This window comes from Pseudomonas sp. NFX224, from assembly GCF_048565165.1.
Taxonomy (GTDB): Bacteria; Pseudomonadota; Gammaproteobacteria; order Pseudomonadales; family Pseudomonadaceae; genus Aquipseudomonas.
On record NZ_CP183416.1, the window covers coordinates 6,006,512 to 6,029,281 of the forward strand.

24 protein-coding genes are annotated in these 22,770 nt (G+C 61.0%); 12 read left to right on the top strand and 12 right to left on the bottom strand.

Features of this window, described 5'->3' with window-relative positions; translation table 11 throughout:
• The first annotated feature begins 47 nt into the window (after positions 1 to 47).
• Genes ACNYC6_RS27515 through ACNYC6_RS27530 form a run of 4 tightly spaced genes read left to right on the top strand, consistent with a single transcriptional unit; the run spans position 48 to position 4,198 of the window.
• Positions 48 to 1,217, top strand: coding sequence for an FAD-dependent oxidoreductase (locus ACNYC6_RS27515; protein ID WP_419713019.1), 1,170 nt, complete (start codon positions 48 to 50; stop codon positions 1,215 to 1,217).
• Between the two features lie 10 nt (positions 1,218 to 1,227).
• On the top strand, positions 1,228 to 2,556 hold the full coding sequence (locus ACNYC6_RS27520) for an NAD(P)/FAD-dependent oxidoreductase (RefSeq protein WP_419710055.1): 1,329 nt from the start codon (positions 1,228 to 1,230) through the stop codon (positions 2,554 to 2,556).
• Positions 2,553 to 2,924: an ethanolamine utilization protein EutQ gene (locus tag ACNYC6_RS27525; RefSeq protein WP_419710056.1), complete on the top strand. Its 372-nt coding sequence runs from the start codon at positions 2,553 to 2,555 to the stop codon at positions 2,922 to 2,924. Before ACNYC6_RS27520 ends, ACNYC6_RS27525 begins: the two co-directional genes overlap by 4 nt.
• Before the next feature lie 26 nt (positions 2,925 to 2,950).
• On the top strand, positions 2,951 to 4,198 hold the full coding sequence (locus tag ACNYC6_RS27530; RefSeq protein ID WP_419710057.1) for an MFS transporter: 1,248 nt from the start codon (positions 2,951 to 2,953) through the stop codon (positions 4,196 to 4,198).
• Between the two features lie 74 nt (positions 4,199 to 4,272).
• Here ACNYC6_RS27530 and ACNYC6_RS27535 read toward each other — a convergent pair whose 3' ends face one another.
• Positions 4,273 to 4,584, bottom strand: a complete 312-nt coding sequence (locus ACNYC6_RS27535) for a hypothetical protein (RefSeq protein WP_419713059.1) — start codon at positions 4,582 to 4,584, stop codon at positions 4,273 to 4,275.
• On the opposite strand from ACNYC6_RS27535, the gene ACNYC6_RS27540 reads away from it, so the two are divergent.
• Positions 4,487 to 6,103, top strand: coding sequence for a BCCT family transporter (locus tag ACNYC6_RS27540; RefSeq protein WP_419713020.1), 1,617 nt, complete (start codon positions 4,487 to 4,489; stop codon positions 6,101 to 6,103). The two genes, ACNYC6_RS27535 and ACNYC6_RS27540, sit on opposite strands and share 98 nt — an antisense overlap.
• A gap of 170 nt (positions 6,104 to 6,273) precedes the next feature.
• The gene (locus ACNYC6_RS27545; RefSeq protein WP_419710058.1) at positions 6,274 to 6,546 is read left to right on the top strand and encodes a DUF2790 domain-containing protein; all 273 of its coding nucleotides are present in this window, start codon (positions 6,274 to 6,276) and stop codon (positions 6,544 to 6,546) included.
• Positions 6,547 to 6,582: 36 nt separating this feature from the next.
• Here ACNYC6_RS27545 and ACNYC6_RS27550 read toward each other — a convergent pair whose 3' ends face one another.
• Genes ACNYC6_RS27550 through ACNYC6_RS27570 form a run of 5 tightly spaced genes read right to left on the bottom strand, consistent with a single transcriptional unit; the run spans position 6,583 to position 12,670 of the window.
• The gene (locus ACNYC6_RS27550) at positions 6,583 to 7,530 is read right to left on the bottom strand and encodes a LysR family transcriptional regulator (RefSeq protein ID WP_419710059.1); all 948 of its coding nucleotides are present in this window, start codon (positions 7,528 to 7,530) and stop codon (positions 6,583 to 6,585) included.
• A gap of 60 nt (positions 7,531 to 7,590) precedes the next feature.
• Positions 7,591 to 8,541 (bottom strand): aldo/keto reductase, encoded by a 951-nt coding sequence (locus ACNYC6_RS27555; RefSeq protein WP_419710060.1) that lies wholly within the window; start codon positions 8,539 to 8,541, stop codon positions 7,591 to 7,593.
• Positions 8,542 to 8,572: 31 nt separating this feature from the next.
• On the bottom strand, positions 8,573 to 10,033 hold the full coding sequence (locus ACNYC6_RS27560; RefSeq protein WP_419710061.1) for an efflux transporter outer membrane subunit: 1,461 nt from the start codon (positions 10,031 to 10,033) through the stop codon (positions 8,573 to 8,575).
• A gap of 19 nt (positions 10,034 to 10,052) precedes the next feature.
• Positions 10,053 to 11,552, bottom strand: a complete 1,500-nt coding sequence (locus tag ACNYC6_RS27565) for an MDR family MFS transporter (protein WP_419710062.1) — start codon at positions 11,550 to 11,552, stop codon at positions 10,053 to 10,055.
• Complete coding sequence (locus ACNYC6_RS27570) at positions 11,552 to 12,670, bottom strand: HlyD family secretion protein (protein ID WP_419710063.1); 1,119 nt, start codon at positions 12,668 to 12,670, stop codon at positions 11,552 to 11,554. The genes ACNYC6_RS27565 and ACNYC6_RS27570 overlap by 1 nt, the downstream gene beginning before the upstream one ends.
• A gap of 250 nt (positions 12,671 to 12,920) precedes the next feature.
• Between ACNYC6_RS27570 and ACNYC6_RS27575 the strand changes: the two genes are divergently transcribed.
• Together ACNYC6_RS27575 and mug are read left to right on the top strand one after the other, a co-directional pair.
• Entirely contained in the window at positions 12,921 to 13,547 is a 627-nt protein-coding gene (locus ACNYC6_RS27575) for a TetR/AcrR family transcriptional regulator (protein WP_419710064.1), read from the top strand.
• Positions 13,540 to 14,058 carry a G/U mismatch-specific DNA glycosylase gene (gene mug, locus ACNYC6_RS27580; protein WP_419710065.1) on the top strand — a complete coding sequence of 173 codons (519 nt, stop codon included), beginning with the start codon at positions 13,540 to 13,542 and terminating at the stop codon, positions 14,056 to 14,058. Before ACNYC6_RS27575 ends, mug begins: the two co-directional genes overlap by 8 nt.
• Here mug and ACNYC6_RS27585 read toward each other — a convergent pair.
• The 6 genes from ACNYC6_RS27585 to ACNYC6_RS27610 all read right to left on the bottom strand — a co-directional run bounded on the left by ACNYC6_RS27585 (position 14,052) and on the right by ACNYC6_RS27610 (position 19,338).
• Positions 14,052 to 14,573 carry a cytochrome C gene (locus tag ACNYC6_RS27585; RefSeq protein WP_419710066.1) on the bottom strand — a complete coding sequence of 174 codons (522 nt, stop codon included), beginning with the start codon at positions 14,571 to 14,573 and terminating at the stop codon, positions 14,052 to 14,054. The genes mug and ACNYC6_RS27585 overlap by 7 nt on opposite strands.
• Before the next feature lie 103 nt (positions 14,574 to 14,676).
• A complete protein-coding gene (locus tag ACNYC6_RS27590; RefSeq protein ID WP_027620621.1) occupies positions 14,677 to 15,198 on the bottom strand; it encodes a methylamine dehydrogenase light chain in 522 nt (173 codons plus the stop codon).
• Between the two features lie 18 nt (positions 15,199 to 15,216).
• Positions 15,217 to 15,843, bottom strand: a complete 627-nt coding sequence (mauD, locus tag ACNYC6_RS27595) for a methylamine dehydrogenase accessory protein MauD (protein WP_419710067.1) — start codon at positions 15,841 to 15,843, stop codon at positions 15,217 to 15,219.
• 5 nt (positions 15,844 to 15,848) lie between these two features.
• Positions 15,849 to 16,388 (bottom strand): MauE/DoxX family redox-associated membrane protein, encoded by a 540-nt coding sequence (locus ACNYC6_RS27600; RefSeq protein ID WP_419710068.1) that lies wholly within the window; start codon positions 16,386 to 16,388, stop codon positions 15,849 to 15,851.
• Between the two features lie 13 nt (positions 16,389 to 16,401).
• The gene (locus ACNYC6_RS27605) at positions 16,402 to 17,550 is read right to left on the bottom strand and encodes an amine dehydrogenase large subunit (RefSeq protein WP_419710069.1); all 1,149 of its coding nucleotides are present in this window, start codon (positions 17,548 to 17,550) and stop codon (positions 16,402 to 16,404) included.
• A gap of 303 nt (positions 17,551 to 17,853) precedes the next feature.
• Complete coding sequence (locus ACNYC6_RS27610; RefSeq protein WP_419710070.1) at positions 17,854 to 19,338, bottom strand: sensor histidine kinase; 1,485 nt, start codon at positions 19,336 to 19,338, stop codon at positions 17,854 to 17,856.
• Positions 19,339 to 19,590: 252 nt separating this feature from the next.
• On the opposite strand from ACNYC6_RS27610, the gene ACNYC6_RS27615 reads away from it, so the two are divergent.
• From ACNYC6_RS27615 to ACNYC6_RS27630, 4 genes are read left to right on the top strand one after another with little or no spacing between them, the layout of a single operon-like run.
• Positions 19,591 to 20,754: an acyl-CoA dehydrogenase family protein gene (locus tag ACNYC6_RS27615; RefSeq protein ID WP_419710071.1), complete on the top strand. Its 1,164-nt coding sequence runs from the start codon at positions 19,591 to 19,593 to the stop codon at positions 20,752 to 20,754.
• A gap of 31 nt (positions 20,755 to 20,785) precedes the next feature.
• Entirely contained in the window at positions 20,786 to 21,157 is a 372-nt protein-coding gene (locus tag ACNYC6_RS27620) for a hypothetical protein (RefSeq protein ID WP_046040355.1), read from the top strand.
• Positions 21,158 to 21,160: 3 nt separating this feature from the next.
• Complete coding sequence (locus ACNYC6_RS27625) at positions 21,161 to 21,631, top strand: nuclear transport factor 2 family protein (protein WP_419710072.1); 471 nt, start codon at positions 21,161 to 21,163, stop codon at positions 21,629 to 21,631.
• Positions 21,628 to 22,752: an amidase gene (locus tag ACNYC6_RS27630; RefSeq protein WP_419710073.1), complete on the top strand. Its 1,125-nt coding sequence runs from the start codon at positions 21,628 to 21,630 to the stop codon at positions 22,750 to 22,752. The genes ACNYC6_RS27625 and ACNYC6_RS27630 overlap by 4 nt, the downstream gene beginning before the upstream one ends.
• The last annotated feature ends 18 nt before the right edge of the window (positions 22,753 to 22,770 follow it).

The window sequence follows — 22,770 nt, forward strand, 5'->3', positions numbered from 1 at the left end:
CGGTGACAGCCGTCAGCACGCCGCCGGTGGCGGTGGCGGCACCTGTGATGGCTGCGGCACCGCGCCAGCCGATCGTCATCATTGGCAGCGGCTATGCCGGTTACGGCCTGGCCCAGGCATTGCGCAAGGCAGACCCCAAGGTCGAGATTCGCGTGCTGACGCAAGAGTCCGGGCACCTGTATTCGAAACCTGCGTTGTCGATCGGGCTGTCCCAGGGCAAGAGCGCCGAGGCGTTGTCCGGCGAATCACCACTGGCCATCGAGCAGCGCTTGAACATCCGCGTGTATCCGCACTGCAAGGTGCTGGGCATCGACAGTTCGGCGCGGCGCTTGCGTACCAGTTTTGGCGAAATGGAATATGGCCAGTTGGTGCTTGCCAGCGGTGCACAGCCGATTCGCCTGCCGATTCAGGGCGATACGTCAGCGCTGGTCAGCGTCAATAACCTGCAGGATTACCACGGGTTCCGTGAGCGTCTGACCGGTGTTCGGCGCGTCGCGATCCTGGGGGATGGCCTGATTGGTTGCGAGTTTGCCAATGACCTGGCCCACAACGGTTTCAGCGTCGATGTCATCGGCCTGGGTCGTTGGCCGATGGAGCGACTGTTGCCTGCCGAGGCGGGGCAGGTGTTGCAAAACGCGCTGAGTGAGTTGGGTGTGACGTGGCATTTGCAGAACACCCTGGAGGCCATCGACTCCACCGCTCAGGGTTATCGCTTGAAACTCGCCAATGGCCAGACCATCGAGGCTGATCTGGTGTTGTCTGCCGTGGGTTTGCGTCCTGACTTGAGCCTGGCAGAGAGTGCCGGTGTGGTGGTTGGGCGGGGCATTCAGGTGAACGCTCAGTTGCAAACCTCTGTACCGGGCATTTACGCCTTGGGTGACTGCATCGAAGTCGATGGGCAACTGCTGCCGTATCTGGCGCCGATCAATCAAGGCATTGCTGCGTTGAGCAAGACATTGCTGGGTCAACCCACGGCCGTCGACTACCCGTTGATGCCGGTGACGGTGAAGACGCCGGCGGCGCCGCTGTGTCTGTTGGCACCCGCTAACGCCGGCGAAGGCGAATGGCGCTGCACGCCGACCGACGATGGCTTGAGTGCCGGGTTCTACGACGCTGCGGGCAAGCTCAATGGTTTTGTCCTGCTCGGTCGTCAAGCGCAAACGCAACGCAGCGTTTTGCTGCAGTCCTGTCAGCACTCCCAGCAGGCTGTAGCCTGAGGCCCGAATCATGAAAAACACGATCAACCTGCCATTCGATGACTCGAGCTGCGGCTGGTACGCAGCGCTGCCCGAGCAACCATCCTGCAAACGCTTGTCCGGAGAACAACGGGCCGACTACGCCGTGATAGGTGCGGGCTTCGCCGGCCTCGCCGCCGCCCGCCGTTTGGCCGAGCATCATCCGCAGGCCCGTATCCTGCTGGTGGATGCGCAACGGGTCGCCCATGGCGCCTCGGGGCGCAACTCCGGTTTTGTGATCGACCTGCCGCACAAATTTGCCCTGGAACATCCGGACCCTGCGCACAAACAGCGTTTGCTGTCGCTCAACCGTGCGGCGATTTCGCAGTTGCAGGGGCTGGTGCAACACCATGGCATCGATTGCCAATGGTCCCATGCCGGCAAGTATCAAGGCGCCGTCGGCGCACGCGGTCTGGCTTACCTCGATCATTTCGAACGACTGATGAGCGACCTCGGCGAACCGTTCCGCAGGGCCGATTCCGCTGAGCTGGCCAAGGTGTTGGGCACCAACCACTACAGTGGCGCCATCTACACCCCCGGCTGCTACCTGATGCAACCGGCAGCGCTGGTCACCGGCCTGGCTCGCACGTTGCCGGACAACGTCGAATTGCTGGAAGAATCTCCCATCCAGCATCTGGAGCGCGACGGGCGTGGCGGCTGGATTCTGCACGGCACGGCAGGGCTGATCCGTACCCCGCAACTGCTGCTGGGCACCAGCATCTTCACCCAGGAATTTGGCTACCTGCGCAACCGCCTGTTGCCGGTGATGACGTTCGCCAGTTGGACTCGGCCATTGACCGATGCGGAACTGGCCACCTATGGCGGCCAACTGGACTGGGGCCTGACCCCGGCGGACCACGCCGGCACGACCGTGCGCATGACTCAGGATCGTCGGCTGATCATCCGTAATACCTACAAGCACGTACCCAAATACGGCCGCAGCACCAGCGACGGCATGCGTTTGAAAGTACGAGATTCGCACCGCAAGGCATTCCTGGCGCGCTTCCCGCAACTGGCCGACGTGCCTTTCAGCCATACGTGGGGCGGCGTCTATGCAATTTCGCGCAACTTCACCAATTTCTTCGGCGAGCTGGAACCGGGCGTGCATGCCTCGGCGTGCGACAACGGCGTCGGTGCAGCCTGGGGCACCATTTCCGGGACGATGCTTGCCGATCTTGCCGTCGGTGCCGATTCGGCGCAATTGAACGATATTCGCGCCGTGACCGGCATGCCGTCGCTCAATCCGCCGGAGCCGTTCCTCGGCCTCGGTGTTCGTTCGCGCATTCATCTGGCGGCCTGGAACAGCCGGAGCGAGCTATGAGCCTTGCGGACAAAGGCAAAAGCCGCGTGATGCGTATCGACCATCAGGACCTCGATTTTACCTTCCGCGGCGGCCCGCCCGGCGCCGCGTATGTGGCGCGAGCCATCAGCAACGAAATCTCGCCGAACATCGGTGTGGGTTTCGCGCGCTGGGAAGGTGCACAAGTCGCCTGGACGGTGCTTTACGACGAGGTGATTTTCGTGATCGAAGGCTGCTTCGAGCTGCAGGTCGGTGATGAGCTTTTCCAGGTCACGCCGGGCCAGTTGCTGTGGATTCCCGAAGGCACCGAGCTGGTTTATGGCGGACATGCGTTATTCGGCTATGTGGTTCACCCCGGCAACTGGAAGCAACTTCACGGCTTGGCTTGACGCGCAATGATCGGGGGATCGGTACGGTGATAAAACTGACAAAAACCTTCGGCGCCCTCTACCTGGCCAGCTTGTTGATGCAGTTGGGGTCGACCTTGCTGATGACCTATCTGGCGCTGCGTCTCAACGCGATGGGGTCGACCGAAACGGCAGGCGGTGCGTTGATGGCCGCCAATGCCCTGGGGATGGTGCTGGGTGGCTGGGTTGGACGCAGCCTGATTGCACAGGTCGGGCACATTCGAACTTATGCGGCTTGTGCCGGAACCATAGCGGCGGCGGTGTTGGCGCATGAGTTCAGCACCTCCCTGCCTTTCTGGCTGGTGCTGCGTGGGCTGGTCGGGCTGGCCATGATGTGCCAGTTGATGGTGCTGGAAAGCTGGCTCAATGATCAGGCCCGCACCGAGCAGCGGGGCAGTGTGCTGGCGTTGTACATGGTCGCCAGCTACGTCGGCATGATGCTCGGCCAACTGGCCTTGAGTTTCGACGAGGGATTGGGGATTCGTGCACTGCTGGGTGTGGCGATGGTATTCGCGCTGTGCTCGGTGCCGGTGGCACTCACTCGCAGCGCCCATCCGACAGCGGTGCCTTCGGCCTCGATTGATCTGCGGTTGTTCCTGCGGCGCATCCCGCAGTCCCTGGTGACGATTCTGGTATCCGGAATGATCAACGGCAGCTTCTACGGATTGGCGTCGATCTATGCGAGCAAGCAGGGATTGGGTACGGCGCAGGTTGGCCAGTTCATGGCGTTGACCATCGGTGCCGGGCTGTTGGCGCAGTTGCCGCTGGGCTGGCTGTCGGATCGGTTGCCCCGGGCGAGCCTGATTCGTGCGGTGGCGGTGTTGCTGGTACTCATCAGCCTGCCGCTGGGCTTCAATCAAACGCCTTCGTTCATGACCTTGCTGTGGTTCGGTGCGGGCATCGGCTTTTTGCAGTTCTGTCTGTATCCGCTGGGCGTGGCGTTGGCCAACGACAATATGGAGCCGCAACTGCGTGTTTCGCTGTCGGGCATGTTGTTGATCACCTTCGGTGTCGGTGCCTGTTTCGGTCCGCTGATCGCGGGCGTGTTGATGGAGCACTTGGGTACCTCAAGCTTCTACTTTTTCTACGCGGGCAGTGCAGGGTTGCTTGCGCTGTGCGTGGGCCAGGCGAAAGTCACCGGCAAGCACCTGCAAAAGGATGCGCCCCTGCAACACCCATCGACACCCAACGGGATCGCCAGCTCCAGCCTGGCGTCGGTTGTCGAGCCGGTCAGTGAGTGCGTGGACGGGCGTTAAGCGAGGGAGGGCGGAACGGATTTATTGATGCGTTTTTCTCATGAGTCGGTGATTAAAAATGGTTTGAACGATAGTCAGGTTTCAATCATCTTGGCGATGCTGCCAAAACCGAGATAGACCGGAATTAAACCGCAGATAAACAGCGCGCTGACATCAGTTGATATCAGGCGATAAACATCTTGCGGAATACTCTCTAAAACCCTTAAACAATAACAAAAGGGGAAAACAATGCGTGCGCAATCAGGCATGTTAAAAGGCTTGAACCCGAATGTGACCATCGCTTCGATACTGGCGGTGATTTCATTTGTTCTATTTTGTGCATTTAAAGATGAGCAGGCAGCCAAGGCTTTTGAAATGGCTTCGGTGTTTATCCTGCATAACTTCAAGTGGTATTACCTCGCCCTGATCAGTGGCGTACTCGGTCTGCTGCTTTATATCTCCGTCAGCCGTTTCGGTAATCTCAAGCTAGGCACCGAACATGACCGGCCCGAATTCAGTTTCGCCTCGTGGATTGCCATGCTGTTCAGCGCGGGAATGGGCATCGGCCTGATCTTCTGGTCTGTCGCCGAGCCCATGCTGCACTACGCCGACAACCCGTTCTCCAAGGGCCTGACGGACGAATCCGCAACCCTGGCGATGCGCATTACCCTGTTCCATTGGGGCCTGCACCCGTGGGCGATTTTCTCCATGATCGGCCTGAGCCTGGCGTATTTCGCCTACCGTAAAGGTTTGCCGCTGGCCCTTCGTTCGTTGCTGTACCCGCTGATTGGCGACCGCATCTATGGCTGGATAGGTCATGTTGTCGACATTATGGGCGTGGTGATTACGGCGTTCGGTGTTTCGCAATCCTTGGGGTTGGGTGTCGTTCAAATCAATACCGGGTTGCATCAGGTGTTCGGTATTCCGGTGAGTGTTGGATTGCAGTTATCCATCATTCTGTTTGTAAGTGTCGTTGCCTGCATTTCGCTGTTGGCCGGACTGTCCAAGGGCATGAAGCGTATTTCCACGCTTAATATGTATTTGTCCTTTATTTTGATGTTGGCAGTACTTGCCATTGGCCCGACTCGCTACATTCTGAACCTCATGTTTGAGTCCACCGGTGACTATGTACAAAACATTGTCGGCCTGAGCTTCTGGATGGACACGCAAAAAGACAGCGAATGGCAAAACTGGTGGACGGCGTTCTACTGGCCATGGTGGATGACCTGGGGGCCTTTCGTCGGTCTGTTCATTGCGCGGATTTCCAAAGGCCGGACCATCCGTGAACTGGTGATCGGGGCATTGGTGGTGCCGACCCTGGTGACCATTCTGTGGATGTCGGTGTTCGGTGGTGCTGCGTTGAAAAACGAACAGCAGGATCGACAGGCCTATCAGGCGTCTGCTGCCAGCCAGGTGGTGGCTCAGGAACAGCCGAAGTTCGAAGGCGGCACGGTGCTGCTCGCCACCAAGAAAGAAACCACGGCGGCCATGTTCACGCTGGTTCAGACGCTGGATGGCCCGTCGATTGGCGCCGCGCTGTCGATACTGGTGTGCGTATTGCTGGGTGTGCATTTTGTCACCACGGCGGATGCCGGTACCCAGGTGTTGTGCACCTTGTGTGCGCTGGGCAGCACCAATCCGCCCAACTGGATTCGGTTGCTGTGGTGTCTTCTGGAAGGTGCGATTGCCGCAGGTCTGCTGCTGGCGGGCGGGCTGAAGGCGATTCAGATGGCGAGTATTGCTGCCGGCTTGCCGATTGCGATGTTGCTGCTGGTCATGTCGTACACCCTGATTCACAGCTTGCGCAAGGAGATGCCGAGCGTGCCGGCGTGGACGCCAGCGGCGGACGTTTTGCCGGAAATTGAGCGTCTTGAGTCAGCGTCGAGTGTGGGGCGAGTGGGCTCGTTGGCTGCTGCGCAGGCTTAAGGCGCGTAATCGTTGACGTCATGCATTCCCCCTCATTTTGTTAACAGTGTTTATCCGGCGCTGCGCTGTTTGGCGCCGGGCTAAACCCCTAGCATTGTCTCTACCGACTGAACCCATCCCACGGGTTCACGAGGTAACAGTCAGCCAACCTGAACGAGACAGTGAACAACATGAACATCTCAAAAATCGCGATTTTCCTCGCACTCAGTTGCATCGGTGCGCAGGCCATTGCCGAAGAAAGCCAAGCCAAGCTCTCGAGAGACCAGACACCGGTTGAGACTTACACCTACGGTTCGAAACTGGACGTGAAAAAGGTCATCTCCGTGAGTGATGTTCCGCCAGAATGTGGCCCGGTATCGGCGCAAATGACTTATGAAGATTCTCAGGGTCAACGGCATGTCCTGCAGTATCAGGTCATGGGCACCGGATGTACGACCGGTTGAGTACTGTGATGACGGTGGAGGGTCGACACTCCATCCTCAGAGGTTTTTGGTTTTCTTTGATGTGCGGGCAATTTTGTCATCGGTCGCCAGCAACCCGGGCAGGTAATCCTTCAGGAACTCCACCCAGGTTTTTATTTTTGCATCGACGAATTTTCGTGAAGGGTAGATCGCAAACAGGTTCAACTCTTCGAAATGATATTCCGGTAGCACCCGCACCAGAGTGCCGGCCTTGAGCCCGGCCACGGCGGACGCAATCGGCTGAATGCCGATCCCCATGCCCCGGCTGATGGCGACGGTCATGGCGTCGGCGGTGTTGACGTGAAACGGCGACACCGGGGTGCTGACGGTCTCCACGCCTTCGGGCCCTTCGAACACCCAGTGTTCAACCGGCATGACCGTGTTGACGATCCTCAAGCAATCATGTGCTCCCAGCGAACCCGGCGTGTCGGGCATTCCGCGTTTCTTCAGGTACGCCGGCGAGGCGCAGAGGATGCTATAGGTGATGCCCAGCCGCTGCGCGACAAAGCCCGAGTCGGGCAAGTCCCGCGCCAGCACGATCGACATGTCATAGCCTTCCTCAAGCAAATCCGGCAGCCGATTGGTCAAGGTCAAGTCAAACAAGACCGAGGGATGTGTCTCGCGGTATTGGGCGATGGCGTCGATCACGTAATGGTTGCCGATGGCCGACAGCGCATGAATCTTCAAGCGGCCTACGGGGGTGGTCTGTGCGGTGCCGGCTTCCTCCTCGGCTTCACGCAGTTCCTCCAGAATTCTCTCGCAGCGTTGCAAATAACGGGTGCCGGCCTCGGTCAGCGCCAGGCGCCGGGTCGTGCGGTTGATCAGGCGGGTTTGCAGGCGGGTTTCCAGGCTGGAAACCGCTTTGGAAACGTTGGTCGTGGTGGTGTCCAGCAACTGGGCGGCTGCGGTAAAGCTGCCGCTTTGGGCGACCGCCAGGAAACAGCGCATGGTCTGGAAAACATCCATCGGTTTCACCTCAAGGTATAGCCAAAAAAAGGGACGGTCGGTGCCGTCCCTTGTCGTGCATTACTGTTTTCGCGGGATGAATCCCGGCACCCCCGTCTCGACCACCGAATTGAAGCGTATCCGCGTTGTGATCTCTTCGCGAATTTCCAGCATGGCCCGGTGCGGCAGGGTAGTGATGTCAAAGTTCTCGCGGATATGGCTCGGCGTCGCCGAAGTCGTCAGGAACGCTACACCCCGTTGCACAGCCCAGGCCAGTAATACTTGGGCCGGGGTTCGCTGCAAATGCCGGGCGATCCCGGTAATCACTTCGTCTTCCAGCACGTTCGGCTCCATGCCATGCCCGAGCGGGGCAAAGGCGAGGACGACGATGCCATGTTCCTTGCAGAACTCAAGCAACTCCCATTCCGGCAAGTAAGGGTGGGACTCGACCTGCACCACGGCGGGCTTGATCCGCGCCTCGGCCACGATCTCTTTCAGCGCTTCCAGGGTGATATCGGACAAGCCGATGGACCCGCAGCGGCCCTCAACCACCAATTGCTCAAGTGCGCGCCAGGTATCGATCAGCTTCACGTCACCGTCGTAGAGGACATGGCCGAACGCGTCCCGTGGATCCTGATCGTCGCCCGCCTTGAAGGCGAAAGGCGTGTGGATCAGGTAGCAATCGATGTAGTCCACCTGGAGCCGACGGCAACTGGCTTCGAACGCCGGCAACACGCGCTCGGGACGGTGGTTGGTGTTCCACAGTTTGGTGGTAATGAACAAGTCTTCGCGCCGCGCCTTGCCCGCGTCCATGAACGCCTTGAAGGCAACGCCAACACTTTCTTCGTTGCGATAACGTTCGGCGCAATCGAAATGGCGGAACCCGGTTTCCAGCGCGTGGGTGATCGCCTCGGTAGTGACGCTCAGGTCCTTGAACAGGGTGCCAAAGCCGACGGCGGGCATTTTTCCCGTGCCGTGATTCAGCGCAAATTTTGTATCGCGAAGTTCGTCGTGAAAGGCTTCGTAGGACATGTCATTACTCCAAATATCGAGGCCGCAGCCTCTACTGATACACACGTTGTGGGGCTTCGCGACTGGCAACCCGTTGCTCGAAGACGCCGGCGGAATTGCCGCCGAGGGCGACAAACAGCTGCACGGTGTCGAGGTACTGCGCGGTCTTCACGCGGATATGACCCAGCAGCGACTGTTGGTAGGCGCGCTCGGCTTCCAGCACCTGGAGGATGCTGTTTTCGCCTTGGGCGTAGGCTTGCTGGTTCAACCGCAGGCTGGTTTCGGCCGCTTGCAGGGCATCTTCTTGGGCGAGGAACTCTTGCGCGTCATGGTTGATGGCTTGCAGCGTGTCCGCGACCTGGCCGAACGAACTGATGACGGTCTGCTGGTAGCCGGCGAGCATCGCGTTGTAGCCTTCGACGGCTGCCTGCTGCTCAGCCTTGAGGGTTCCACCTTTGAAGATCGGTGCCGTCAGGCCCGCGGCAAAACCCCAGAGCGCGGCACCGCCATTGCCCGAAGCCGCTTGGGCCAGCGACGCGGACAGCGTCACCCGCGGATAGAGATTGGCGGTCGCCACGCCAACGGCAGCGCTGGCGATGTGCAGCTCGGCTTCGGCCTGGCGCACGTCCGGCCGATCGTGGGCCATTTCCGAGGGCAGGCTGACCGGCACGTTCGACGGCAAGGCGAACTCGTCGAGGTGGAAGTCCGGCGCGATCCAGTCCGCCGGGCCTTTGCCGGTCAGGATCGACAGCGCATGGCGGGCCGCATCGCGTTGCTGGGCCAATGGCGGCAGCAGCGTGCGGTCCTGGGCAAGCCGCGTCTCGGCCAGCGAAACATCAATCTGCGTGGTCGTGCCGTTGATCAGCGCCGCGCGCACCAGTTCGAGGTTCCTGGTGTCGTTGGCCAGCAGTTTCTCCACGGCCTGGATTTGCGCGTTGGCCGATGCGATCAACAACGACTGGCTGGCGACCTCGCCGGTCAGGGTCAGGTACGCCGCTTCGTAGCGGTGCTTTTGCAGATCGGTGAACGCTTGCTGCTGTTCGACCAGCCGCTTGTTGCCACCGAACACATCCAGGTCGAAACCGACCCGTGGCCCGATCGCATAGAAGTTGGAGACCGAAGGTTCCTTGGCGTTGTGCACCCGTTGACGACCCGCCGTCGCACCGAAGTCGACCTGCGGGTACAACGCGCCTTGCGCCGCCGCCACGGATTGAGAGGCCTGGCGTATGGTGGCGTCGGCGGCGACCAGTTCAAGGTTGCCGTCGATAGCCCGTCGCACGACCTGGTCGAGCTTGGGCGAGCGGAAGGCGGACCACCAGTGCCCGCTGACTTTCTGGCCGAGCGCAATGCGCTGCTCGCCGCCCTGACCGAGACGCTGCTCGGCCTGTTGGTCGTAGTGCTGCGACGGGCTGGCAGCCGGGGTTTTAAAGTCAGGGCCGACAGTGCAGGCCGAGAGAAAAACCAGCGCCGACAGTGCCGTGAGTTTCGGTTGGAACAGATGACTGGATTTCATTGGGCACACTCCTCGAAAACTAGTTGGCCGCAGCGGGTTTGCGAAGGAAGAGAATCAGCGGACTCACCACCAGCATCGCCACCATCAAGATCTTGAACTGGTCGACAACGGCGATGAACGCAGCCTGGTGGGTGATCATGTGGTTCAGCCCTTCAAGTGCCGGCAAGGGCAGCGACGCGGTGCCGAAATGGGCCGCGGCGCGATAGGGCGTCACGTTGCTGACCAGCGCCGAGTGCATCGCCTGGGTATTGTTGAAGAAGAAAATCTGCACGATCGCCACGCCGATGGTGCTGCCGTAAACACGGGAAAGATTGAACAGACCGGTGCCTTCCGGGCGCAGCTTGGGGTCGAGTGTGCTGAACGCGACCTTGGTCAGCGACGGCATCAACATGCCGATGCCGATTCCCTGGATCGCGCCGGTCACCGCCACCGGCGACCAGTCCATCAGCGGTGAATAACCAAGCATCAACCAGTTGGCATAAATCACCGCCCCGGCGCCTGCCGCCACGAACAACCGACGGTCGTAACGCTCGGGCACACGCCCCATCAGCAGGAACGCGCCCACCAGCCCGATACCGCGCGGGATGGTCAGGGCACCGGTGGTGTCAGGCGGGTAGCCGAGGATTTCATCGAGCATCGGCGACGTCAGGGCCATGGTCGACAGCAGCACGAATCCGACGGCGAAAAAGATGATCGTCGACAGCACGAAATTGCGATCGCGGAACAGGCTCTTGTTGAGGAAATGCGCCTGTCTGGTCAGCACGTGCATCAGGAACACGTACAAGCCCAGTCCACTGGCCAGCGCCTCGATCCAGATTTCCGGCGAGTCGAACCAGTCCATGCGTTCACCACGGTCGAGCAGCATTTGCAGGCTGATCAGGCACAGTGTGAAACTGCCGAAGCCGAAGAAATCGAAAGACGGCGCCTTCGCGGCTTTCTTTTCGGTGAGCAACATCGCTACGACCAGGAAGATGTACGCTGACAACGGCAGGCTGATGTAGAAGATCGGACGCCAGTCGAAATGCTCGGCAATCCAGCCACCGATGCTCGGGCCGCTGACGATGCCCACGAGCACGATGGCGGTCCAGGTCGCGCCGAACTTCATGCGCTTCTCGGGGGCCAGTGTCTCCATGGCAATCGCCATCGACAGGGGCGCCAGCACACCACTCGCCAAGCCTTGAATAATGCGGGCGCCGATGAACTCCAGCGGCGTGCCGGAAACAGTGGCCAGCCACAAGCCGAGGACGAAGAACGCCAGCGCGGCCTGATACACACGCTTCAAGCCAAAGCGCCCGGCCAGCCACTGGGCGATTGGCATGGTGATGGCGCTCGCCGCCAGGTACGCGGTGAAAATCCAGCCGGCCTGGTCGTCGGTCATCGACAGACTGCCTTGAATCAGGCGCAGTACCGCGTTCGGCAATGGCAGGTTCGCCGACTGCATGTAGGTCGCGAGCAGAACGGCCAACCTGAGCGAGCGCGCACTGCTTGCATTCGGGGTTGTATCTGCATGGGCGTTCATTAGAAGTTACCCGCCGTCAGCAACGATTTGAGTGGTTGCCACCATGGCGTGCTGTAACCGGTGTCAACCTTGACCGTGGCGCTGGTGCCGGAAAACAGTGGCAGGGCAGGATCGGCGTCATCCAATTCAAGGCGAACCGGTACCCGCTGAACCACCTTGACCCAGTTGCCGGTGGCGTTTTCCGGCGGCAGCAGGGCGAAGTCCGAACCGGCGCCGGGGCTCATGCTGGTGACGTGGGCCTTGAATACGCGATCCGGGTAGGTGTCGATGCGGATGGTCGCTTCCTGGCCCGGGCGCATGTGCGTGACCTGGGTTTCGCGGAAGTTGGCTTCGATCCAGATCTCGTGGTCGGAAATCAGCGCAAACGCAGGTGCGCCGTTGTTCAGGTAGTTGCCCACCTGCAAGTCATCGACCTTGGCCACGATGCCGTCGGCCGGTGCATAAACCGTGGCGTACGACAGATACAACTGCGCTTCGTCCAGATGAGCCTTGGCCTCACGAACGCTCGGATGGCTGTCGGCTTCGATATTCGGGTTGCCGTTCAAAGCCACAACGGTGCTGGCGATCTGTTGCTCGATGGACGCGATGCGCTGCCGTGCCACCTTAAGGTCGGTTTCCGAGCGCTCATAAAGGGAGCGGGAAACGAATTCGGTCGCCACCAGCGCTTTCTTGCGGGCAAATTCCTTCTGGTCGAAGCCCGCCGACTCTTTCGCCGATTGCAGTTCTGCCTGCTGCTGGCGATAGCTGGCCTTGAGGCCATCGATGCGCAACCGCGCGACGCTCAGTTGTGCCTGGGCACGATCGATCGCGATCTGCAGCGGCTTGGGGTCGATGCGAAACAGCACCTGGCCTTTGGTGACCTTCTGGTTGTCTTCAACGGCGATTTCCACGACCTGACCGGAAATCCGCGCGTTGATCGATGCCTTGGCCACCCGGGCGTAGGCGTTATCGGTGGTGACGAAGGGCACCCCGGCAACGTAGTGGGCGTAGCCAACGGCGGCGAAGAGGGCGGGCAGGCCCACCATCAGCCATGGGCGCAGTTTCTCCTTTAAAGGTTTCTTGATGGGCGATTGGGCCTCGAAGGCCTGGGAAGCCGGGATGTCGATTTGTGTTGTCATGATCGAATGCACCTTTAACCGGGAATTCGGGCCAGGCGTCATCGCCTGGCGCCGACGTGAATAAATGCTGTTGGAAAGCAAACCCGCTGGCGGTTGGGAGGATCGCTCCGCCGCCTCTGTTTCGTCGTTGCAACACCCGGTTCGAGCTTCGCGTGAACAAACATGGATCAAGGAATTTGTGGTTCCTTATTTTTGTGCGATGGTGTAAAAATATCTCCACATTCACCTTCCTGCAAGGATTTTGTACGACATGGCACAAAATAAACCGACAGAGGGTAAAGGCCGCGGCCGGCCCCGCGCGTATGACCCGCAGACAGCGCTGCAACAAGCGCTCGGTGTTTTCTGGAGCACCGGCTATTCCGGCGCGTCCCTGGACAGCATCGCCACCGCGGCAGGAATGAATCGCCCGAGCCTCTACGCGGCTTTCGGCGACAAGCATTCCCTGTACATCAAGGCGCTTGAGCAGTACTGGGACGTGGCCTCCGCCGAAATGCAGGCGGCGCTGACGGACACGGGCTTGACGTTGCGTGAAGCGCTGATGCGTTTCTACGAAGGGCAGTTGTCGATCTACTTTTCGGGCGAAGGCCAGCCACGCGGCTGCTTTGCGATTGGCACAGCGACCACCGAAGCGGTCGAGGACCCGGAGATCCGAGAGGTGCTGTCAGACCGGCTCAGCCGCCTCGACGCCGATCTGGAAGTGCGTCTGAGAACGGCTATCGAGTCCGGTGAATTGAAAGGCGATGTCGACGCGGCGGCGCTGGCGGTACTGGCGTCTTCGCTGCTGCACAGCATTTCGATTCGGGCACGGGCGGGTAAATCCCGCAGCGAATTGACCGAGCTGGCGCGTAATGCAGTGAGCGTGATCTGCGGTGAGTGAAGGGCTCGAAGACATTCTGGCCGAACGACTGGTGGTGGTGTTTTGCGGGATCAACCCCGGCATGACCGCCGCCGCCCAAGGGCACCATTTTGCCGGTCGGGGCAATCGCTTCTGGCGCACGCTGCATCTTGCCGGGTTTACGCCGCAAGAAGTGCGCCCGGAAAACGACCGGACGATTCTGCACTATCACTGCGGTTTGACCGCCGTGGTCGAGCGACCAACGGCGCGGGCGGATCAGTTGTCGCTGCACGAGTTCACCGCCGCGGCGGCGGCTTTCGAACAAAAAATCGCCCGGCATGCGCCACGCTATGTGGCGTTTCTCGGTAAGGCGGCGTACTCGGCGCTATCCGGTCAGCGCAACGTGGAGTGGGGACTTCAGGACAGGACTTTCGGCAATGCCGCTGTGTGGATCTTGCCCAACCCCAGTGGGCGAAATCTGTCGTTCAGCCTGGATCAACTGGTCGAGGCGTATCGTCAATTGAGGCGGGTTGCGACGCAGACAGCTCAGTAATTCATCCCGTCATCAATCGCGATGCCTTGTCCACGCATGGCCTTGATCAACTCACCTCGTGTACCCGGCAGGTTGAGCATGGTTTTGGCGCGCAACGTCGCCACTTCTTCAGCGCTATAGGGCTGATAGTCTGCCGGCATGCTCTTGCCGGCCATCCCGTCTTCGCGCATCAGCCAGTTGAGCAAGTCCGCCAGTTGCGCGTTGTTCAACGCCGATTGCGACATGCCCGGCACGCGCACCAGGAATTCGCGGCCGCCGGGGACTTTCAGGAAGTTGCCGACAAAGCCTTTCATCCGTGGCGTGTCGTTGGCAGCGGAACCGGTGCCGTCGCCCAAATGGCAACCGGCGCATTGCAACTGGTAGTTCACGCCGACGCTGTAGTTGGCCTCGGCGATGGGTTTTTGCAGCGCTTCGTTGCCCGGTGCATGGCGCTGCGTCGGGTTGGGAATGGCTCGGGCGTACACCTGCGGGGCAATGAGCAGGCAGGCCAGGCCCAGGGAAAGCAACATACGCATGACAACTACCTTTTACGGGTGGCAGGTCTTACCAAAAGAAAAAAAGCAGACTCATAAAGAAAAAAACCGCCGATTGCCCAGGCAACCGGCGGCAAAGCGCGTGTCAGACCGCCACGCCGCGGATGATCGAAACGGTGCAATGATAGATGTGCGATTTGGCGGCCAGGCACCAGTTCACATCGTTGTTGTTGAACGGGCGGTAGGCCGGTTCTTCACTGTCGTTACGGGTGCAGGCGCACTGCGCGCAGCTTTGCTTACCGCAGCAGTCGTTGTACGAAATGATGTAGTCCTTGCCGTCCGCCGGGTTGCGGCAGGTGCCGATCCAGGTCACTTGCGACGCTTCGGTGCCCGGTGGGCAGGACGTCACCGAACCACCGCAGCAGCTGCACAGAAAACCGTCGATGGAGCAGTAGCGCCAGTAGTCGCAGCTGTTCGGATCACCGGGGTCGCCGGCCTTCGGGTCAGTCGCGGCCAGCGCCTTGCTGGTGCGATCCAGTGGCAACAGCAGGGGCAGGGCGGCACCGGCCACCATCAGCGAGCCCATGCGCGACAGCAGTTTGCGGCGCGAAGTAGTGTCGGCAACACGGCGCGTCGAGCGCTCGAACAACAGATCCAGCAGTTTCATAAACGTCTCCCTGCCTTATCAGTGGCTATGGCCGTGGCTGTGGTCATGATCGTGGGTGTGAGGTTGGGCATTGAGGTATTGCTGCAATGTGGCGTGCTTCAAATGCTCGACTTCGAACAGGCTGTCCAGGTGCTCGCGGGAGTTGACCAAGCCTTTGGCGCGCAGGGTGCCGGCCTTGTCGATCAGCGCCGCGTACGGCAGCTTGCCGATCTGGTAGGTCATGCCTACTTCCGGGCCGACCACGTAGGTCGCGTCTTCCAGTTTGTGCTCGCGGATCAGCGCTTGCTGGGCGTCCATGTCGCCGTCGCTGACGAACACCACGTCGAGCGTACCGGCCTGTTCCCTGGCGATGGATTTGATCGCCGGCAGCAGGGATTTGCAGATCGGGCAGGTCGGCGAGAGGAAGAACAGCAGTTGCGATTTTTCACCGGCATAACCGAAGTTCACCGGGCGACCGTTACGGTCGGCGGCAGTAATTTGCGGTGCGGCTTCGTTGACGGCCACGCCTTTGTCGACCATCAGTGCGCCAGCAGGCGCCAGACGGCCGTGCAGCACACCAATCTGACGAACCAGGCCCATGACGACAAACGCCACGGCCACCAGCAGTACCCAGAGCAGAACGTTGGAAACGATCAAGCCTTCCATTTTGATTACCTACCAATCAATTTGAGCAGAAGAGGGGCGTTCGCCATCAGGCCAGCGGCCGCGGCGTAGATGAGCAGCGCAACGGCGGCGCAAGCCACGGTGACGAAGCCATCGAACACAGTCATGTCACGCACCACCGGCGCCACGCTGGCCAGCAGCGCCACTGCTACCAGCACGCTGTTGCGCAGCAGCAGGACCGGGCGCAGCGGTTGCGCCTGGTCGGGACCGGCGCAGCCGCAGTCGATGTCGCGACGGCCGCGCCACAGGTTGATGCCGATGGCGGCGGCGTACAGCGCCAGCAGGCTGGCCGCACTCAACGCTGCCCAGCCCCGGCTGACCGGAACCAGCAACGCAAAAGCAATGGCCAGTTCCAGCAGCGGAATCAACCGCGCGCTCGGGCGCACCAGCGCAGCGGGCAGCAGTTGATAGTCCGCCACTTGCTTGGTGAAGCGCGCCGGAGCCCGCACCTTGTGGGTCGCGGCACTGGCCAGCAGCGCCGAAATGGCGAGCGCGCTGGTTATGATGAAGATCGGATCTGATTGCATGGCCGAACCTCGTTCAGTAGCTCATGACCTGAGTCGCGGTTTTGGCGACCTTGGCCATGCTGCCGGTGTGCTTGTTGGTCTTGAGGTCGAAAATCTGCAAGCCACCTTCAACATCGGTGCCCAGCAACAGCGGCTTGTCGTCGCCGGTGGCCTGCATGCTCCACACCGGTGCCGGAGCTTCCAGGGTGGCGATTTTCTTCATGGTCTTGAGGTCGTAGGCCCAGATGAGCGTGCTTGGGTCTTCCCACTTCATCGGTTCATGAGCGTCGTGCATCAGCACGTACAAGCGGTTCAGCTTCGGCGCGACGGCCATCAGCTGCCAGCCGCCCGGCGCCCAGCCGGCTTTCTTTTCCTCATCGGTGGTCAGCGACCAGCTCGGCAGGATTTTCGGTGTGTCGCCGGAGAAGTCCACGGCGCGCACGGTGCCGGTGGTCGTGGTGAAGTAGTAGGTGTCGCCGACGTTGACCGCACGCTCGACCAGCTTCTCGGCGTTCGGGTCGAAGAACGGCGTGCGGTTACGCGCGGTTTCCTGGCCCTGATCGTTGAGCGTTACCACTTGCAGGCTGCCGTCGCCGCACAGCGAGGCGAAACGACGCTTGCCAACCGGGTAGTTGAGCACGCAGCCCGGGATCGCGATTTCGGTGGCGACGGCTTTGGTCTGGGTATCAACCACGGTGACCGAGGTCGACGGGGTGAAGTTGTAGACGTAGACGAAACGGTCATCGCCGCTCGTCTTCAGGCCGTAGCGCTGGGTCAGCGACTCGGCGCGCTTGTTCGGGATCAGCACTTCCCAGGCTGGCGACAGGGTCGAGGTGTCCCAGGCGGTCAGCACGTCGGTGCGGGTGCCGCGAGTACCACGCGAATACCAGATGTCGGCGCTGTAGAGCAGCTTGCCGTCATGGCTCAGGGCCGAAGGTGCGGCAAAACCGGTCGGCACCATGCCCAGCACGCGTTTCTGGTCGGGATCGACCACGGTAACGCGGCCGGCAACGAAGCTTTCGAACTCGACATCGACGACAAACGCGCGATGCGGTTCAGCGGGGAATGCCAAGGTGGTCTGGCCGATGGTGTCGGCGGGCAAATCCGCACGGGCACTGTTCAAACCGAGTACAAGCAGGCTCAGGCCTAGCGCTGACTGTACGGAGATCCTGTTTGTTCGCATAAGGGGAACTTCCTGAATTGTTGGTAACGCGGATCGCGGGTGAGTGGGCAGATTCTGACCATCGAATAGTGCCTCGCCCCGCAATCGGGGGAATTGCGCTGCCTGCCAAGTGTTTGTGTCTCTGTGCCAGTGTCATGAAATCCGTGCCAAAGCCCGTTATCGCGGGGCGCAGGACCCCTGTAGCAGCCGGCGTCCGGCTGCGCAGCCGTCGTAAATTCGGGCGCTGCGGTCTTTCAGGAAGTTGTGTGTGCGGGCTAGGCGAGTACTGCGTCCTCGAACGCAGCCTCGCAGGCTCGGCAGCTGCTACAAGATGGGAGTGGCGAGGGGAAGGGAGAAGGTGAATACAGCGCCGCATGGCTCGAGGTTTTGCGCCCAGATATCGCCACGGTGACGGCCGATGATGTTTTTGCACAGCGCCAGGCCGATGCCGTTACCGCTGACCTTGGACGAGAAGAATCCGTCGAACAGCTTCTCTTGCGCCTGGGCCTGGATGCCGCGCCCGCTGTCTTCGATGCGCACCAGCGCCACCCCGTTATCGGCGCGGGCCTGGATGCGCAGCAAGCGCCGTTCAATAGGCAGGTCAGCCATTTCTTCAATGGCATTGAAAGCCAGATTGAGGATCACCTGGCCGATCAGCACCTTCTCGCAGCTCACCCGCAGCGGCTCGGGCGAGGTGACGACTTCCACGCGCACCAGGCTTGGATCGGCACGCAAACTGATGAAGTAGCGGGTTTCGCGCAGCAGCTCGTTAAGGTCGACCAGCTCTTCGGACTGCTCAAGCTTGACCACGTAATCACGCACACTCTTGATGATCACCGAGGCATGCTCGATTTGCCGCACCGCATTCTGCAAACCCCAGGCGACGCCTTCATCGGTGTCGCCGGTATTGCCCAGGCGAATCACCGTGCCTTCAATAAAGTTGCGGGTGGCGGCCAGCGGTTGGCTCAACTCATGGGCGATGGCCACGGCCATTTCACCCATGGCGTTGTAGCGCGCCAGGTATTCGAGTTTCTGCTCGCTGACCCGCCGTGCTTCTTCGGCCTGCACCTGCTCTGTGACGTCGCGGAACAACAGCAAGTGGCCGACCAGATCGTCCTCAATCTCGATGTAGCGACAGGTTGCGTCATGCCAGCGCCATTCACCGTCGCGCCGTTGCACTTTGTAGTGAACACTGAACGGTGCGTGTTCCGGTGTTTCGTTGGCGAGCTGTTGCAAGAGGCGCTGGTGTGAAGCCGCGTCGCACCAGGCGAGGAAGTTTTTACCCATCAGCTGGCGCACTTCGCTATCGAGCAAGTGCGCGCCGGAGTCGCTGATAAAGCGGATATCACCCTCCGGCCCAAGCACCGCCACGCCTTCGGCCAGATCCTGCATGAAGGCCTTGAGCCGACTTTCGAAGCGCTTGAGGTCACGCTTGACCTTGTCTTCTTTAGAAATGTCGCGGAACTGCACCATCAGTACATCGCGACCGTCCAGGTGCACCAGCGTGGCCACCGCTTCGGAAAGAATCTCCACCCCTTGCTTGGAGCGATAACACCACTCGATGGCACGCTGGCCCGTGCGCGCGGCGCCTTCCAGCCAACGCAAGCCCACCGAGCGCCGGTACTTCGGCGCGTCACGGGTCATGTCCGGGGCTTTCAGTGGCGTCAGTTCTTCCAGGGTAAAGCCCAGCGCCGCCAATGCGGCGGCGTTGGCCCAGAGAATCTCCTTGGTGTGCGCATCGTGAAGAATGATGCACAGCGGCATGGCTTCGATCAGCGCATAAAAGTCGTTCGGTTTCGGCAAATACATCGCGCAGCCCTTGGTGGCAGTGGGTTCCGACCGGTGGAGCCGGAAGTATGGCGTTTTATACCCGCTCGCGCATGGGGATGCGCTCAGAGGTAAGGGGTGTCGGCCTAGGGGTTTTCTTTAGTCGGGGGGCTGCACGCACCAATAGTTGCGCCGGAGTACGGTTTTTACACTGGACCGCAATGTAAGGGCAGTCACGCCGATCCGGCAGGACACGGTGTAGCCCACTAACAATAATCAAAACGGAGAATGCCCATGCTGCGTTCAGCGGTTGCGCAACAAGACGCATCGATCGGCGTTGACGAGAATGTCGTCGACAGCCAGGCCTTTGCGCAGGTACTGGATGAAGTGCACCAGCGTCGTGAGGAATTCGACGCGGTCTCTCATGTGCCACGGGACATGATCGAGCGTTTCAAACAAGTGGGCATCTACCGCGCCGCCACGCCGAAATGCTACGGCGGCGACGCTTTGGCACCGGCCTTGTTCCTGCAGATGATCGAGCGCATCTCCGAAGCCGACGGCTCTGCCGGCTGGGTGGCCAGTTTCGGCAGCGCCGGCGTTTACCTCGCCGCGTTGCCAAAAGAAACCCTGGCTGAACTCTACGCCGACAGCCCTGACCTGGTGTTCGCTGGCGGCTTGTTCCCGTTGCAACCGGCCGAAGCCGTGGACGGTGGCTATCAGGTCAACGGCACCTGGAAATTCGCCAGCGGCTGCAAAGGCGCGGATCTGTTGGGCGTGGGCATCGGCGCCGCTGGTGGCAAGCCGCGCACCGCGGTATTCCGCCCGGAACAGGTGGACATCATCGAGAACTGGGACGTGGTCGGCCTCAAAGGCACCGGCAGCCATGACTTGCGTGTGACCGATAAACGCGTCGACGAACGCTGGACTTTTATCCGTGGCGGTGCCGCGACCATCGACGAACCGCTGTTCCGCTACCCGTCGATTGCCTACGCCGCGCAAGTGCTGGCGGTGGTTAACCTCGGTCTGGCCCGTGCAGCACTGGACGAAATCAGCCGCATGGCGGGTGGCTCGGGCATCACCGGCGCACCGAAATTGTCCGACCGTGCTTACGTGCGCATCGAGATCGCCAAGGCTGAAGCGAAGCTCAGCGCTGCGCGCGGTTTCTTCTACAACGCCACCGAACAGGTATGGAACTCGATCCTCGCGGGCAACCCGGTGACGCCGGAACAAACCAGCCTGCTGCGTCTGTCGGCCATCCATGTTTCCCAGGCCGGTGCCGAGGTGGTGCAGAGCGCCTACAGCCTCGCCGGTACTACCGCCATTTACCTGCGCCATCCGCTGCAACGCTACCTGCGCGACTCGATGGTGGTGACCCAGCACGCCTTCCTCAGCGAAGGCCTGTACGACGGCGCCGGCTCGGTGTTCCTCGGCGTGCCGCCGTTCCCTGGCTACATCTGAATTCTCATCACTTTTTCAAAGGATCAACAGCATGTCCCAAGCTACCCAGGAACCGTTGCGCGTCGTCTTCTGCATCGGCATCACCCAGAACTTTTTCGACCTGCCCACCGGCGAAGGCCTGAGCGTGTGGAAAGGCTTCAGCCAGATGATGGGCGACCTCGGCGCCATGCCCGGCATCACCGTGCTCGGCGCGATGGATGATGATCGCCTGATGGTCGGCCCGTCCACCACCTCGCCGTGGACCGTTTACATCATGGCCGACGTCGACTGCCACCAGTCGGTGATCGACGCCTGCAACCTGTTCCGCACCACGCCGGTCGGCCAGTACAGCCTGTGGCGCTACGCCAAGATCGAAGCGCGCATCGGTCGCCCGCTGACCATCCCAGATGCGGCCAAGGTGTAAGCCATGAACGAGGCTTTGCTGCAGCGTCTGGCGACGCTCGAAGGGGAAAGCGCAGTGCGCCGCCTGATGGCGCGCTACATGGACCTGTGCGATGTGCCGCGGGCGGCGATTCATCTGAGCCAGCTGGCGCAACTGTTCACTGAAGATGCGATCTGGGAAGGCCTCGGCACCCAGACCGCGCAAACCTTCGGCCAGCATCAGGGGCGTGAAGCGGTGGCGGCGTTTGTCGGTGGTTACCTGCCACCGTCCGACCACTTCAAGCTGAACCTGCATTACCTCACCAGCGAGTCGATCATGGTCGACGGCAGTGGGGCGCAAGGGCAGTGGATCATGCAGCAGATTTCCACCTATGCCGATGGCCGCAACGAGCTATTCGGCACGCGGCTGAACATCGATTTTCGTTGTGTCGACGGCACTTGGCTGATTGCGCATTTCCGTACGCAGCGCCTGTTCAATACGGAGTTGAATGCATGAGTACTTTCATCAGCGAATTCCTCCTCGGCGGCAACGGCAAGCGCGTTGCCATCAAGGATTCCATCGACATCGCCGGCCATCCGACCCGTTCGGGCAGCCGTGCCTTCGCCGATGCACCAGCGGCAACCAAAAACGCCGAAGTGGTCGACGCGATCCTCGACGCTGGCTGGCAGATCGTCGGCAAGACCAACCTGCATGAACTGGCGTTTGGCGTTACCGGCATCAACGACTGGACCGGCACACCGATCAACCCGCAAGCACCGGATCGCGTGCCGGGTGGTTCGTCCAGCGGTTCGGCTTCGGCTGTTGCGGCGGGTCTGGCCGACATCGCCATCGGCACCGACACCGGTGGTTCGGTGCGGGTACCGGCGGCGTGCTGCGGGGTTGCCGGACTCAAGCCGACTTACGGTCGCGTCAGCCGAGTGGGTGCCCATCCATTGGAATCGAGCCTTGATTGCGTCGGGCCGTTCGCCAGAACCATGGACGACCTGATTGCCGCGATGCAGGTGATCTGCCCGGGCTTTGAAGTGCAGGGCCTGCCAAGTGCCGGTGCCAAAGTCGCTTTCCTTGAAGTGGGCTGCGACCCGCACCTGCAAGCCAGCCTGGGTGCCGCCGCTGACCGTGCCGGATGGCGTCGCGGCCATCTGCACCTGAGCGAATTCGAAGCAGCGTTCGCCGCCGGGCTGACCGTCATCAACTTTGAAAACTGGGCCGCGTTCGGCCATCTCACCGGCAAAGGCCTGATCGGCGCCGATGTCGAGACACGTTTGCTGGCGGCCAGCCGTACTACGCGTGAAGAGCTGGCCCAGGCCGAAGCCGTGCGCACACGTTTCACCCAACAGGTGGACGCTGCGCTGGAAGACTTCGCGGTGTTGCTGCTGCCGACACTGCCGACCTTGCCACCGACCCTCAGCGAAGCCCGCGCCGGCAGCAAAGCCGTGGCCGGCATGACCCCGCTGGTACGGCCTTTCAACCTCAGCGGCCATCCGGCGTTGACGGTGCCGGTGGAACTCGATTGCGGCGGGCTGAAAGTCGGCCTGCAAATCGTGGGTCGCAAAGGTCAGGACGAACGGGTCTGCGCCTTTGGGGCGCAGCTGCAAGCCTCTATCACTCAATCATAAAAAGAAGCCATGAGGAGA